The sequence below is a fragment of the Novosphingobium sp. FW305-C-111 genome (assembly GCF_058783565.1).
Window position 1 is genome coordinate 103,338 of record NZ_JBYSYP010000007.1, and the last position, 14,492, is coordinate 117,829.

The 14,492-nt window shown below is 64.8% G+C and carries 13 protein-coding genes and 1 tRNA gene; 10 read left to right on the top strand and 4 right to left on the bottom strand.

All coding sequences use genetic code 11. The features are described from left to right. Positions 1-216: 216 nt before the first annotated feature. The 4 genes from AC3WLD_RS10070 to AC3WLD_RS10085 all read left to right on the top strand — a co-directional run bounded on the left by AC3WLD_RS10070 (position 217) and on the right by AC3WLD_RS10085 (position 5,489). On the top strand, positions 217-2,034 hold the full coding sequence (locus tag AC3WLD_RS10070) for a hypothetical protein (protein ID WP_492556828.1): 1,818 nt from the start codon (positions 217-219) through the stop codon (positions 2,032-2,034). Continuing rightward, complete coding sequence (locus AC3WLD_RS10075; protein ID WP_492556829.1) at positions 2,031-2,915, top strand: tyrosine recombinase; 885 nt, start codon at positions 2,031-2,033, stop codon at positions 2,913-2,915. Before AC3WLD_RS10070 ends, AC3WLD_RS10075 begins: the two co-directional genes overlap by 4 nt. Before the next feature lie 11 nt (positions 2,916-2,926). Continuing rightward, positions 2,927-3,871: an acetyl-CoA carboxylase carboxyltransferase subunit alpha gene (locus AC3WLD_RS10080; RefSeq protein WP_492556830.1), complete on the top strand. Its 945-nt coding sequence runs from the start codon at positions 2,927-2,929 to the stop codon at positions 3,869-3,871. 112 nt (positions 3,872-3,983) lie between these two features. Further along, on the top strand, positions 3,984-5,489 hold the full coding sequence (locus tag AC3WLD_RS10085; protein ID WP_492556831.1) for a M48 family metalloprotease: 1,506 nt from the start codon (positions 3,984-3,986) through the stop codon (positions 5,487-5,489). A gap of 94 nt (positions 5,490-5,583) precedes the next feature. On the opposite strand, the gene AC3WLD_RS10090 is transcribed toward AC3WLD_RS10085, so the two are convergent. Further along, a complete protein-coding gene (locus AC3WLD_RS10090; RefSeq protein ID WP_492556832.1) occupies positions 5,584-5,748 on the bottom strand; it encodes a Flp family type IVb pilin in 165 nt (54 codons plus the stop codon). Between the two features lie 109 nt (positions 5,749-5,857). Continuing rightward, positions 5,858-6,040, bottom strand: a complete 183-nt coding sequence (locus AC3WLD_RS10095) for a Flp family type IVb pilin (RefSeq protein ID WP_492556833.1) — start codon at positions 6,038-6,040, stop codon at positions 5,858-5,860. A gap of 81 nt (positions 6,041-6,121) precedes the next feature. Between AC3WLD_RS10095 and AC3WLD_RS10100 the strand changes: the two genes are divergently transcribed. After that, positions 6,122-6,547 (top strand): (deoxy)nucleoside triphosphate pyrophosphohydrolase, encoded by a 426-nt coding sequence (locus AC3WLD_RS10100; protein ID WP_492556834.1) that lies wholly within the window; start codon positions 6,122-6,124, stop codon positions 6,545-6,547. Between the two features lie 42 nt (positions 6,548-6,589). Further along, positions 6,590-6,666, top strand: a tRNA-Arg gene (locus AC3WLD_RS10105). A gap of 243 nt (positions 6,667-6,909) precedes the next feature. Here AC3WLD_RS10105 and AC3WLD_RS10110 read toward each other — a convergent pair. Together AC3WLD_RS10110 and AC3WLD_RS10115 are read right to left on the bottom strand one after the other, a co-directional pair. After that, a complete protein-coding gene (locus AC3WLD_RS10110) occupies positions 6,910-7,125 on the bottom strand; it encodes a DUF5818 domain-containing protein (RefSeq protein WP_492556835.1) in 216 nt (71 codons plus the stop codon). A 10-nt stretch (positions 7,126-7,135) separates the two neighbouring features. Next, entirely contained in the window at positions 7,136-7,798 is a 663-nt protein-coding gene (locus tag AC3WLD_RS10115) for a lytic transglycosylase domain-containing protein (protein ID WP_492556836.1), read from the bottom strand. A gap of 127 nt (positions 7,799-7,925) precedes the next feature. On the opposite strand from AC3WLD_RS10115, the gene AC3WLD_RS10120 reads away from it, so the two are divergent. From AC3WLD_RS10120 to AC3WLD_RS10135, 4 genes are all read left to right on the top strand, one after another. Next, positions 7,926-8,822: a DUF7146 domain-containing protein gene (locus tag AC3WLD_RS10120; protein ID WP_492556837.1), complete on the top strand. Its 897-nt coding sequence runs from the start codon at positions 7,926-7,928 to the stop codon at positions 8,820-8,822. A gap of 75 nt (positions 8,823-8,897) precedes the next feature. Further along, positions 8,898-13,130 carry a strawberry notch-like NTP hydrolase domain-containing protein gene (locus tag AC3WLD_RS10125; protein WP_492556838.1) on the top strand — a complete coding sequence of 1,411 codons (4,233 nt, stop codon included), beginning with the start codon at positions 8,898-8,900 and terminating at the stop codon, positions 13,128-13,130. A 61-nt stretch (positions 13,131-13,191) separates the two neighbouring features. After that, entirely contained in the window at positions 13,192-13,605 is a 414-nt protein-coding gene (locus tag AC3WLD_RS10130) for an MbcA/ParS/Xre antitoxin family protein (protein ID WP_492556839.1), read from the top strand. Beyond that, positions 13,602-14,330 (top strand): RES family NAD+ phosphorylase, encoded by a 729-nt coding sequence (locus AC3WLD_RS10135; RefSeq protein ID WP_492556840.1) that lies wholly within the window; start codon positions 13,602-13,604, stop codon positions 14,328-14,330. The genes AC3WLD_RS10130 and AC3WLD_RS10135 overlap by 4 nt, the downstream gene beginning before the upstream one ends. The last annotated feature ends 162 nt before the right edge of the window (positions 14,331-14,492 follow it).

Sequence of the window (14,492 nt, forward strand, 5' to 3'; positions counted from 1 at the left end):
TCGCAGCGCAAGCGCCGCGAATAACCCCGCGGATGCCCGGATTGCGTGGATTTAGCAGGTGGGTCGAAAAGCGGTGATCGGTTTTGTGGCAGCAGTGACGTTCGCGCTCGTGCTGGCGGCGGCATGGCGGGCGGGCGGCGCACAGCCTGTCCGCACGATCGAGCAGCCCGTGGCGAACCCCGCATGAGCCCTGCATTCCGCGCCCGTTCCCTTTGGTTGTCCGGCATTGCCCTGCTCGCCCTGTCCGGCGCGGTGGTGGCGCAGAAGGCACCGGAATCGCTGCTCCCGCCGGGCTTCGACAATCCTCCGCCCGCGCCCAAGCCCGCCCCGACCAAGGCGGCGCCGGCCCCATCGTCACCGCAGGCACCCGGCCCGGCAACTACATCCGTGCCGGTGGTCCAGGCGCTGCCCGGCGGGACAAGCGCTCCGGCGGCAGCTCCCGTCGATCCCGCCAAGGCGATCGCGGATTCGATCGATCCCGAGCTGCTCGAAGAACTGATCGAGAAGGCCCGGCCGAAGTACGACATTCCGCCCGGCAGCCAGCGCAGCCTGCTCCAGGTCGGCGCACTGGCCGAGCAGGATGGCGGACTCCCGATGTTCTCGACGGTCCGGCTCAATGGATCCTTCATCGGGCCCATCATCGAGAATACGCGTGGTCAGTTCGTCTCGCGCTGGGGGCAGATCCTGATGCGCCGCGCCTTGGCGAGCCGGCTTTCGACTCCGGTCGGCATGAACGGCGCGGACTGGGCGGCAATCCGCGCTGCTGCCCTGTTGCGCATGGGTGAAGCCGAAGCGGCCCGGGCGGTGGTCCAGTCGGTGGACAGCGGTGCATTCACGCCGAAGCTCGAAGATGCCGCGCTGAACGCGTTCGTCGCAACCGCCGATCCTGTCGGAATGTGCCCCATTGTCGGCCTGACCGCGGCGAAGCGGCAGGGGCGGGACTGGGATCTCGTCCGCGCGATCTGTTCGGCGTTCACCGGGAACGGTCCTCCGGCCATGTCCCAGTTCGACCGGCTCCTTGGTGCCGCCAAGGACGACAAGATCGACGTGCTGCTTGCGCAGAAATACGCGGGCACTTCGGCGGCGAGCCGCCGCGCGGTGACGGTCGAATGGAAGGACGTCACCACGATGACGCCGTGGCGCTATGGGATGGCGCTCGCCGTCGGGATCGAACCGCCGGCCGAGGCGATGAAGGACGCCGGGCCGGGATATGCGTTGCTGGCGGCCCGTGCGCCGATGCTGTCGCTCAACGCCCGCGCCGGCGCTGCCGACGTCGCCGGTGCGCGCGGGGTACTGTCGAGCGCGGCGATGGTCGATCTTTACAGCCAGATTTATGCGCTGGAGCAGGAAGGCGACGAACGGTCGACGATCGCGGACAACCTGCGATCGGCCTATGTCGCTCAGGCGGAAAGCGACCGGATTGCGGCGATACGATCGGTCTGGGGCAGCAGCAGCGATTCGGCGACGGCTTATTCGCGCCGCGTGCTGACCGCTTATGCCGCCGCCCGGATCATGCCTGCGGAGGGACTGTCGAGCGACGCCGCCGACCTGATCGGGTCGATGCTGGCGGCAGGGCTCGACCGCAATGCGCTGCTCTGGGCGCCGGCGGTCAAGATCGGCAGCCACGCGTGGGGCATGCTGTCGCTGGCCGCCCCCAATCCGCCGGGCCCGGTCGCCGGAGACGCCCTTGGCGCGTTCTACGATGACGACGGCAGCGACGACTATCGCCGGTCGCAGTTCCTGCTGGCAGGGCTGATGGGCCTGAAGCGGGTGACGCCTTCCGATGCGGCGGCCTTTGCGGGCAAGCTCGAGATCGACATGAACCGCTCGACCGCGTGGACCAAGGCGATCGACGCCGCGGCGGATTCGAACAACCCCGCCTTGGTCGCCTTTCTCGCCGGTTACGGGATGCAGGGCGACAGCTGGACCGACATGACCCCGGTCCACCTCTACCACATCGTCGGCGCGCTGCGCCGGGTGGGGTTGGAGGCAGAGGCGCGGATGATCGCGGCGGAGGCGGTGTCGCGGGTGTGAGCCCGGAGATCGAGGACTTCCTCGCCATGCTCGCCGCCGAACGCGGCGCGGCGCGCAACACGCTGCTGGCTTATCGCCGGGACCTTGAAGGCGCGGCCGAAGTCCTTGGTAATATCGCCACGGCAAGCCGCGAGGACCTTGGCGGGCTGGCTGCGCAGTGGTCCGATCTGGCCCCCTCGAGCCTGGCCCGCAAGGCCTCAGCGCTGCGCCAGTTCTATGGATTCCTCGTCGACGAGGGCCGCCGGGGCGACGATCCCTCGTCCGGACTGCCGCGGCCGAAGCAGCGCCGCCCGTTGCCGCGGCTGCTCGATCACCGCGAGGTCGACCTGCTGTTCGCGTGCGCAGAGGACGAAGCCGCCGCCGAAAGACCGGAAGCGGTGCGGATGCTGGCCCTGCTCGAACTGCTCTATGGGTCGGGCCTGCGCGCGACCGAGCTGGTCTCCTTGCCGCTGAACGCTGTCCCGCGCGATGCGCCGTTCCTCAACGTGACCGGCAAGGGCGGCCAGCAACGCCTTGTACCGGTCAGCACCCGTGCCCGGCAGGCGCTGTCGCGCTGGCTGGCGCTCAGGCCGGGGGAGGGGCGCTTCCTGTTTCCGTCCCGCGCAGGTCACATCAGCCGGGTTCGGCTGTTCCAGCTGCTTCGCGAACTGGCGGCGAGAGCCGGGCTGGATCCGGAAAAGGTCAGCCCGCACGTCCTGCGCCACGCGTTTGCCACGCACCTCCTTGAAGGCGGCGCCGATTTGCGCGTGCTCCAGACCCTGCTCGGCCATGCCGACATTGCCACGACGCAGATCTACACGCACGTCGATGCGGCCCGGCTCGTCGACCTCGTCAACACCCGCCATCCGCTGGCAGTTGACCGGCGGCGTCCGCGTCCCTAGCGGGGTGAGCCATGATTTCGTACCTCGAATTCGAGAAGCCGGTTGCGGCCTTGGAAGCCCGGATTGCCGAGCTGCGTGCCACCGCCGAGAGCGGTGAGCTTGATATCTCGGCCGAGATCCGCCGACTCGAGGCCAAGAGTGCGGACCTCCTCGCCAGCACGTACAAGGCGCTGACCCCGTGGCAGAAGACGCAAGTCGCGCGCCACCCGGCGCGGCCGCATTTCCGCGATTACGTCGAGTCGATGTTTACCGGGTTCATCCCGCTGGGCGGTGACCGCCTGTACGGCGAGGACCAGGCGATCATCGGTGGCCTGGCTCGCCTGGGAGATCGCCGGGTCGTGCTGATCGGGCACGAGAAGGGCAACGACACGCAGAGCCGAATCCGTCACAACTTCGGCATGGGCAAGCCCGAAGGCTATCGCAAGGCCGTGCGCCTGATGGAGCTGGCCGACCGCTTCGGTCTCCCCGTCGTCACGCTCGTCGATACCTCCGGTGCATTTCCGGGCGTCGAAGCGGAAGAGCGCGGGCAGGCGGAGGCCATCGCCCGCTCGACCGAGGCGTGCCTAGCCTTGGGCGTGCCGATGGTTGCGACCATCGTCGGCGAGGGCGGATCGGGCGGCGCAGTGGCACTCGCCAGCGCCGAGCGCGTCCTGATGCTGGAACACGCGGTATACGCGGTAATCTCGCCGGAAGGCTGCGCATCGATTCTCTGGCGTACGAACGAAAAGGCTCCGGAAGCTGCAGAGGCGATGAAGGTCACGGCCCAGGACCTGCTCTCGCTGGGGGTGATCGACCGAATCGTGTCCGAACCGGTCGGCGGCGCGCATCGTGATCCGGCAGCCACCGCCGCGACCCTGAGCAAGGCCATCGGCGAGGAGCTCGACGCGCTGGCTGGCAAGCCTGCCGACAAGTTGCGGAAATTGCGCGAAGAACGCTTCCTCAGGATCGGCGCGTAGGGCTCACGGTCCAGAGCGGCGGGAACCACATTTGCAGGGTAGGGGTTTCCGGGTGCAAGACACCCTTGACCGCCCCGGCCCAACCGGGAGCGCGAACGCTGCTGGAGGATGCATGAAGCGCCACCGTTTTCTTTCCGTCACCTTCACCACTCCGACGCTCGCCGTCCTCCTCCTCGGCGCTTGCGCGACCGAAACGGGCGGCGCGGCCAACGCGGCCTCGACCAGGCCTGCCGCGAGCAAGGTCCAGACGATCAGCGCCGCCGACAAGAAGCAGGGCGCTGAAGCACACCCGCAGCTCGTCGCCGAATTCGGCGGGGCGGAGACGGGACCGCAGGCTTCATATGTGGAAAGCGTGGGCAAGACGATCGCGGTCCAGTCAGGCCTGTCCGGAGCGCGCGACGATTTCACCGTCACGCTGCTCAACTCCTCGGTCGACAACGCGTTCGCGATCCCTGGCGGCTACGTCTATGTGACACGACAGCTGGTCGGCCTGATGAATAACGAAGCCGAGCTCGCCGGCGTGCTCGGGCACGAGGTCGGGCACGTCGCGGCGCGGCATGCCGCGAAGCGCCAGAGCGCAGCCCAGAAGAACGCGATCTTCGGCGCGCTCGGCACCATCCTTTCCGGCGTCCTTTTCGGCAACAATGCACTCGGCCAGCTCGGCCAGCAGATTTTCAGCACCGGCAGCCAGCTGCTCACGCTCAAGTATTCGCGCAAGCAGGAGACGGAGGCGGACAACCTCGGCATCCAGTACCTGCGCTCGGCGGGCTATGATCCGCGTGCGATGTCGACAGTGCTCAAGAGCCTCGCCGCGCAGAATTCACTCGATTCGCAGTTGCTCGGTGCCAACAACCAGGTGCCCGAATGGGCGAGCACGCACCCCGACCCGGCCTCGCGCGTCAATGCGGCACTGAACCGGGCCGGCGCCAACGCGACCGGTGTGACCAATCGGGACACGTTCCTGACCCGGATCAACGGAATCATGTATGGCGACGATCCCAAGCAGGGCATGGTCGAAGGGCGCACCTTCACCCATCCCGAGTTCCGCATGCGGTTCGAGGCGCCGAACGGTTTTTACCTCTTGAACGGCACCCGCTCGGTCTCGATCGGCGGTCAGTCGGGCAAGGGTGAGCTGACCACGGCGGCGTACAACGGCAACATGCGCGATTACATCACCGCCGCGCTCGCCGGACTGACCGGCGATGGCCAAGCCAAGATCCAGCCGGGCGAGATCCGCACGACGACTGTCAACGGCATTCCGGCCAGCTACACCACGGTCCGCGTCAACAACGGCAATGGCCAGGTCGACGTGACGGTGTTCGCTTACGAGTTCTCGTCCAGCCAGGCGTTTCACTTCGTCACGATCAGCCAGGCGGGCAAGGCCGCGCAGTTCGATTCGCTCTACAGCAGCATGCGCCGGATCACCTCGGCCGAGGCTGCTGCGATCAAGCCGCGCAAGATCCAGGTGGTCACCGCCAGGGCAAGCGACACGGTGCAGTCGCTGTCCTCGCGCATGGCTTACACCGACAAGCCGCTCGACCGGTTCCTGGTGCTCAACGGGCTGTCTTCGTCGAGCCGGATCACCGCCGGCCAGCGGGTGAAGATTGTCACCTACTGATCGTTCGACCGCAAATGCAGAAAGGGCGCCGGTTTCCCGGCGCCCTTTCGTTTAGGTCTCTGGCGGGAGGGGCGGACCCATCCCGTGAGGGCTATTAGCCGCTCATCGAACCCGAAACGCTGTTGAAGGTGTTGCCCAGCGTGCCGCCGAGCGAGGTCATCGCGGCGATCGCGGCGATCGAGATCAGCGCGGCGATCAGGCCGTATTCGATCGCGGTGGCGCCAGCGTTGTCCTTCACAAGGTTACGGAAAAGCTTCATGGTCGGTCTCCTCGGTTGCAGTCTTCAGTCTTCCCGGCTTTTTCCCAGTCGTCCCGGAAGCAAGCGTCTTGATGGTTAATTCCCAATCCCTAACAAGCAGTTATCCGGATCAAGGCTTTTTCATCGCGTTTTTGCTTGCAGTTTCGACATGGCTCCACATGTTGATCGTCGTATTTGCGAAACGCGTCATGCCGGCGATAAGAGCCAGAACAATAAGCGCGAGTATCAAACCGTATTCAATCGCAGTGGCACCGCTCTTGTCCTTCCAGAGCGCGATCAGATTGACTTTCATCGGCTCCCTTCCAGATTTCAATTGCGGTAGAGGCTGATTACTGCACCAAGTGCTAACAAATGGTTGACCGGAACAGCGCAGATGAAAAATTTTCCGACAGCGGTTCTGGTGGTCGCTATCGCCTTGGTCGACCCGGACGGGCGCGTGCTCATGCAAATGCGCCCGCAGGGCAAGGCGCACGGCGGCCTGTGGGAGTTTCCCGGCGGCAAGGTTGAGCCGGGGGAGGGGCCTGAAACCGCGCTGATCCGGGAGATTCAGGAGGAGCTGGGGGTCGAGGTGAAGGCTCGCGACCTCACACCCCTCTCGTTCGCCAGCGGCGCGGCAACCGGCGATCCCGCCTCTGCCGGACTTGTCATGCTTCTTTACACCTGCCGCCACTGGACCGGCGAACCGCGCAATCTCGATGCGGAAACAATCGCCTGGATCGAGCCGCACAGGCTGTCCGAACTCGCGATGCCGCCTGTCGACGTGCCTCTCGCAAAAAATCTGGCAGAGGCGTTCAAGTGACTTGCCAAGGCAGAATCCCCCCCCTATGAGCGCGCTTCCAACGCGCCCGTAGCTCAGCTGGATAGAGCATCAGACTACGAATCTGAGGGTCGGACGTTCGAATCGTTCCGGGCGCGCCATTTTTCAAAGACTTAGTGAGAATATCCGGGATACCTAGCAGCGCTAGGTATCGCCCTAGGTAACAACCTGGGGCTTCGGGAGTGACCGGTCCAAGATCGTCTGCGAGTGTTCTTCACGTTCGGAAGACGCGAATCACCGAATTCACCTAGTAGGGGACGCGGGCCATAAGGCTTTGCTTCGGCACAGTTTTCAGTGATGGAGGCTGGTATTTGCTACCCCAAGTTAGCCATGGCGCGAAGGCGTTAGGCCCCTTGAGCGTGTTCGCCAGTGGAGCCGATCCAATCTGCCCGAAGGCGATCGAGGCCTATCACGTTCCCTTCGACGATTACCTCATCGCCGACAAAGCGGTCGACCGGCTCGTCGCTCTCGATGATCCAGAGGGCATCTTCTGTTCGCAAGGTCAAACCCCGGCTGCCCAGGCTCAACTGACCTGACACGCGGATTCGATTTGCGCTCACCGTTTCCCTCTCAATATTGCCAGCTGCTAAGCACGTTGCGGACGTAAGACGGTGTCTCCCCGTTTCTAGGGATGCCGCCTGCTCGCTCTACGGAACGTGGCCCGGCATTGTAAGCGGCGAGGGCCAGATGCACTACCCCGAACTTGTCGAGCATCTGGCGCAGATACCGCGCCGCGCCAAAGATGTTCGCCATTGGATCGAAGCGGTTTGAAACGCCAAGGTCGCGGGCGGTCCCCGGCATCAACTGACCCAGGCCAGCGGCACCAGCCTTGCTGATCGCCAAAGGATTATACCGGGACTCCGTCCATACCAACGCGTCGAGAAGGCCCGCCGGCAACGCATATTGCGTCTCCGCGGCATAGACATGGGGAAGGAAGCTTGCCCGGCGAAAGCCCGACGGCCCCCTCCTTTCGGGCTTCGTATAGCGATAGGGAAGATAGGTCCGGCCCGCTTCGAGGCCAGGGGCGGCGGACGAAGCGATATTTTGGGGACGCTGCCAAATCCCATGTTCGACCAATTGGAAACCGTTCGCCCCCTCGGCCACGCGGAAGCCGCCAGGTCCAATCTCAGGTGCAGCAGCAGCCTCAGGGGCCGTTTCCTCCTGCGCCTGAGCCGGGACGACGAACGCCATACCGATCACTGCCGCTGTGATTGTTGCCCATCTCAGTCTCATATCTCGATCCCTTCTATGGCCGAATCGAATGAGAACATATATAGAACATGACGTGTAGGAAAACACATTGGCAGCAGCGCAGAGCGGAGGCTGCGCGGGTGGAGGCATGTCATGATGGAGATGCCCCATGTTCCAGGTTCAAGGTCGCGAAACGCTCGAAGTCCGTGCTCGTAAGATTGTCGAGGCGCTGAACGGCACCTGGTCGCGTTCGCGCGGCATGTGTCGTTGTCCGGCCCACGCTGACCGTACCCCCTCGCTCAGCATCACGCTCGGCAAGCGCGCGATCCTGGTCCATTGCTTCGCCGGCTGCACCAACGAGGCAGTCATGCAGAGTCTAGCCAAGGTCGGGGTTCGGATTTCGGACCTGTTCGACGGGACGGGCGGCCCGATAGCACCCGAGCCGCGTGAGGAAGTCGCCAACCGCAACGCACAGAGGCTGTGGCGCGAGGCATCGATGCTCGCAGGCAGTCCGGCCGCCCGCTATCTCTCGGCAAGAGGTATCACGATCTCATCTTCCGATCTCCGCTTCCATCCACGCATGCCGCTGGGGCCCAAGGGCGCGGTGCGGTTCCTACCGGCCTTGGTGGCAGCGGTACGCAACGACGCCGGTATTCTGGCTCTGCACCGAACCTTCCTCGATACCGCGAGCGACCGTCTTGCAACATTCGAGCAGCCCAAACGCGCCCTGGGTAGTCCAGGCTCGGGTGCCGTGCGCCTTGCTTACCCGCGGGGTGGCCGCCTTGGTCTTGCCGAAGGAAACGAGTCCGCGCTTTCGGCAATGCAGATGTTCGGCATTCCCTGCTGGGCGACGCTCGGCAACGAGCGGTTTGGCTTGGTCACAATCCCGGAATCGGTGCGCGAGCTCCATCTGTTCGTCGACAACGATGCCGGTGGCCTGCTTGCCGAAGAACGCGCGCGCGAAGCTTATGCCAGCGAGGATCGACGGATCGTCACCCGGAGCCCTGAGCGGGCCGACGAGGACTGGAACGACGTGCTGATGCGGCGATTGCGCGCGACGGCGTGAGCATCAAGAGAGGAAAGATGGCTTGGGGCCTTTTGAGGCCCCCAGACGGACTTGGGCCTCGTCAGGAGGTTTCCCATGTCCCACGCTTCACCCGCTTTCGCATTTCCTTGTCCTCCCGAACCGCAGGTACTGGCCGCGGCCAGGTCGCTTGCCGCCCGGCTCAGTGCCGACCAGGCTATCTCGCGCGCCGTGCTGAATGCAGCGATGCGCGAACGCTTCGGTGGCAGCGATGCCGAGGGCCGTTGGTCAGTGCGAGATGCCCATGCCGCGCTCGAATTGGCCCAGGTGCTGTTCTTGCAAGGCGAGGCCGAACTCGCCGCCACCATGTCGCCCGAATTGGCCGATGAGGCCTTTTCTCGCCTGGAAGCGCTGGTGCCGAGCCAGACCACTCGCAGTGACGAGCAGATCGAATGGCAGCAGTTCGCAACGCCGCCCCGCATCGCATGGCTCGCCGCCCGGGCCTGCGGCATTTCTACGGGAGAACTGGTGCTCGAACCCTCGGCCGGGACGGGGATGCTTGGCGTATGGGCCGCAAAGTCCGGCGCTCGCCTCGCGCTCAACGAAATCTCGCCGCTACGCCGCGAGTGCCTTGGGACTCTTTTCCCAGCGGCGCGCGTGACCGCCTACGATGGTGAACTGATCGACGAGCTGCTCGATCCGCTGGTCGCACCAAGCGTCGTGCTGATGAATCCACCCTATTCGCATGGAATCGAGCGTGGCCACGACGGACGCACCGGTGCCCGGCACCTGCGCTCGGCCTGGAAGCGGCTGCTTCCCGGCGGTCGCCTGGTTGCGGTGATGCCCGAATGGTTCGATCTGCCACGCTTCCTAGCAGGGATCACTGGCCCGGTGGCGCTGCGGCTCAACGCCACGATCGAGCGCGGTTTCGTCAAGCAGGGCACCTCGATCACGACCCGGCTGCTGGTGCTCGACAAGGCGGATGGCGGCGACAGCCCGATGATCGCCAAGCCGGCAAATCTCGCGGAATTGTTCTTCCTGGTCGATATGTTGCCTGATCGAGCGGAGCAGGCGGTCGAGCCGACCATCGCCGCAAGACCAGCCTTGCCGCTGCGCCTGATCGCTCCGGCGAGGAAACCGGTTCCGCTTGCGGCTCGCCCGGTTGCAGCCGCGCCGTCGATCCTGCCGCTCGCCTACCAGCCGCTCGAGGCACCTGCGCCGATCTCCGAGCAGGTTGGGCACTACCTGCCGTACCGGCCGAGCCGTATCGCGATCGCAGGTGCGGTCGAGCACCCGACTCCGCTGGTCGAATCCGTCGCCATGGGTTCTATCACCGCGCCGGTGCCCGAGACGGTCCCCCAACTACCTTCCGACCTTATTGCCAAAGGGGTGCTTTCGTCCGCTCAGGCAGAGACGCTGATCTATGCCGCGAGTGCTCATGCCCGCGATTTGGCAGGCCGGTTCGAGCCCGAGGACAAGGGCTGCGCCTTGAAGGCAAGCGCTGAGGGCCGGATCTATCGCATGGGCTACTTCCTGGGCGACGGGACAGGTGCAGGCAAAGGCCGTCAGGTCGCCTCGGTCATCCTCGACCGCTGGGTCCGGGGTGAGCGTCGCCACATCTGGATATCCAAGAACGAGGCCCTGCTCGAAGACGCACGCCGCGACTGGACCGCGCTCGGCGGTCTGCCGATCGACGTCCAGCCCCTCGGGCAGTGGAAGCTCGGCGTGCCCGTTGGGATGCGCGAAGGCATTCTCTTCATTACCTACCCAACCCTGCGCTCAGGCCGCAGCGATGCGACCCGGCTCGAGCAGATCCTCGACTGGGCGGGCGGCGACTTCGATGGCGTAATCGTCTTCGACGAAGCCCACGCCATGGCCAATGCTGCTGGCGGAGAGGGCTCGCGCGGCAAGGTCAAGGGATCGGAGCAGGGGGTCGCCGGGGTCCGTCTGCAGAACCTCCTGCCGCGCGCCCGCGTGCTCTATGCCTCGGCAACCGGCGCGTCCGACGTCAACAACCTCGCCTATGCGACCAGGCTTGGCCTCTGGGGACCAGAAACCGCCTTCGCCAATCGCGAGGCCTTCGTCGCCGACATCCGCGATGGCGGAATTGCCGCAATGGAACTGGTCGCCCGTGATTTGAAATCGCTTGGGCTCTACACCGCGCGAGCGCTGTCGTTCGCCGGGGTCGAGTACGAAATTCTCGAGCATTGCCTGACCCCCGATCAGGTCGCGGTCTACGACGCCTATGCCGATGCCTGGGCGATCATCCATGCCAACCTGCGCGACGCGCTCGAAGCCACCCGGATTGTCGACGCGGACAGCGGCGACACCCTCAACTCCGGCGCCAAGGCGGCGGCGCTCTCGATCTTCGAAGGCACCAAGCAGCGGTTCTTTGCGCAATTGCTGCTCTCGATGAAGCTGCCGAGCCTGCTTCCCGCGATCGACAGTGCTCTCGCGGATGGCAATGCCGTCGTGGTGCAACTCGTCTCGACCGCCGAGGCGATGCTCGACCGGCGCCTGGCCGACCTTTCTGACGCCGAACGTGAAGCGCTCGAGATTGACCTCTCTCCCCGGGAATATGTGATTGATTACCTCACCAAGAGCTTCCCGGTGCGGCTGATGGCAGTGTTCAAGGACGAGAACGGCAATCCGCGTTCCGAGCCGATGTTCGACGAAGCCGGCATGCCGGTGCTGTGCCGCTCGGTGCTGGACGCGCGCGACCGGATGATCGAGCAGCTCTGCGCGCTGCCACCGATCGCCACCGCGCTTGATGCAATCATCGAGCGGTTCGGGGTCGAGCAGGTCGCCGAAGTGACGGGGCGAACCCGGCGCCTGATCGTCGGGCGCGACGGGCGCCAGCTCCTCCAGTCCCGGTCTCCACGAGCCAATGTCGCCGAGACCCAGGCGTTCATGGACGGGATCAAGCGGGTCCTGGTCTTCTCCGATGCCGGGGGGACCGGGCGCAGCTACCATGCGGACCTTGCCGCCAAGAACCAGGCGCGCCGCGTCCATTTCCTGCTCGAGCCGGGTTGGCGCGCCGATGCCGCGATCCAGGGGCTCGGGCGGACGAACCGCACCAATCAGGCCTCGGCACCGCTATTCCGCCCCGTAACCACCGATGTGCGCGGCGAGCGCCGGTTCATCTCGACGATCGCCCGGCGGCTCGACAGCCTCGGCGCGCTGACCCGCGGCCAGCGCCAGACCGGCGGGCAGAACCTGTTCGATCCCGCCGACAATCTCGAAAGCAGCTACGCCAAGGAGGCGCTCCACCGCTGGTTCGGACTGCTGTTCACTGGTAAGCTCGAAGCCGTGACGCTCGCGCGGTTCGAAGAATTGACCGGGCTTCGGATCGCAGGTGCTGACGGATCGATGGTTGACGACCTCCCTTCGATCCAGCGCTGGCTCAACCGCATTCTCGCTTTGCCGATCGCCTTGCAGAACGGCATTTTCGACGAATTCCTAGGTTTGGTCGAAGCACGGATCGACGCCGCGCGGCAAGCGGGCACGCTCGATCTCGGGGTCGAGACCATCGCGGTCGAGCACTTCGATGTACTCTCTGACACCCTGCTGCGCACCGATGCGCTGTCGGGCGCGACGACGCACCTGCTCAAACTCGAGATCGCCCGTGCGCTGAAGCCATTGTCGCTGGCTCGCCTGGAGAAGCTCTACGGTCTTTCTGGCGAGCGCCAACTATTTCTCCGCAACAGCCGCTCGGGCCGGATCGGACTGCTTGTCCCGGCGCGCAGCCTGCTGGCTGACGATGGGACGCGGATCGCCCGCTTCGAACTGGTCCGGCCGCTGAAGCACGGCCATCTCACCGCCGAGCAACTCGAGGAAAGCAGCTGGGGGACGGTCGATGCAGGCGAGTTCCGCCGCCTTTGGCAAGCCGAGGTCGACGAGGCTGCCACCAGCCATAAGCGCGAGCGGCTGCATCTTGCCACCGGCCTGCTCCTGCCGGTCTGGGACAAGCTCCCTTCTGATTATGTCCGGGTTAGCCGGATCTCGGCGCGCGACGGACGCTCGCTGCTTGGTCGCGAAGTCCCGCTCCACTGTGTGCCTGAGCTTTGCCAAGCATTGGGGCTGGAGAACGACAATGCATTCTCGGCCGAGCAGATTGTCGATGCGGTGCTCGGCCTTGGACGGCCGATGCAGATTGGGGGACGCGAAGCGCTCACCCTCAAGCGCAGCCTGGTCAACGGGACGCAGCGGCTCGAGCTTGCCGGTTGGTCGGCGGCGCGGCTTGACTGGTACAAAGCGCAAGGCTGTTTTACCGAGATCATCCGCTATCAGACGCGGCTGTTCGTGCCGACCGAGGGTGCTGCCAGTGTTCTCGCGCGGCTTCGCCAGTAGCTGCAACGTATATTGCCAAATGGCAACTAATGGTGCATATAGTGCCATATGGAGAACGATCATGCTGGCTTTGCAACCCATTGATACTGTCCCCCAGCCGTTCCGGCCCGATCCGGTCACGCAGGAGGAGGCCGCCGCGATGTTCCGCGCAGCACTGAACCTGTTCGGCAAATGGGAACTTACCGACGAACAGGCGGCGACGCTGCTCGATATGCCGGTGCGCTCCTATCGGCGCTGGAAGGCTGAAGGGCCGGGCCGGGTCTCGCGCGATGGCGCGGCTCGCCTCTCCAACTTGATGGGCGTTCACAAGGCGCTGCGGATCATCTTTTCCGAAGCCCAGCGCGGTTATGCCTGGATCAAGGCAAGCAATGCCGCCTTTTCCGGATCAAGCGCACTTGATGTCATGCTCGGCGGTGAACTCACCGACATCATGCGCGTGCGCCGTTACCTTGACGCCGAGCGCGGTGGCTGGTGACCGAACACGAGCATCTGCCTGTCAGTCATGTTGAGTGGAAAGGCGCTGTCAGGATCATCCGCAGCGCCTTTCCGCCGATCGACCTGTTCGAGGACATCGCCGACCCCGCCGAGTGGCCGCTGCTGATCTCGGCAGAACAAAAAACCAACCCTCGGATCATGGCGACGATCGGTAATCTCGACCTAGTGCCGGTGGATCGCCGGGTAGGCGGAAGCGGCGCGTCCTATCTGATGGCGCCGTTCACCCACGTCAGCATGGACCGGCCAAGCCGCTTCACGGATGGCAGCTACGGCGTCCTCTATGCCGGAAATGTCTTCGAGACGGCGTTATTCGAAACCATCCATCACCATGCGAGGTTCATGGCCCGGACAGTCGAAGCGCCTGGTTGGACCTCCCAGTTCCGGGAGATTGTCATGTCGGTCAGTGCCGACCTGAACGATCTGAGAGGTGCCGATGCGGCCGATCATCCAGCCCTTGACCCTGACAGCTATAAGGCGTCCCGAGGCGTGGCGATGACCCTCAAGGCTGGCGGGTCCGATGGCGTAGCGTATCCGAGCATCCGGCATCCCGGAGGGGAGTGCGTCGCGCTATTCTACCCGGACTGCGCGTCAAATCCCGTGCAAGGGCGGCACCTCGACTACCACTGGGATGGTGAGCGCGTTGATCTCGTGCGTGATGCGGGAACAGGCGCTGTCTTTCGCGTAGTGGATTTGCCCGTCAGCTAGCCGTGACGACTGCGCTCTGCTCCATCTTCTCGTTCTTTGGACGCGAGCGTGTAGATTTCCCGCACAATGACATCGTAAATGGCAGGCGCGCCGACTGGGTGCCCTGTAGGTGATGAAATGTATGGAGCTCTCCCGCCGACGAGAGCGTATCCGCGCGCGACT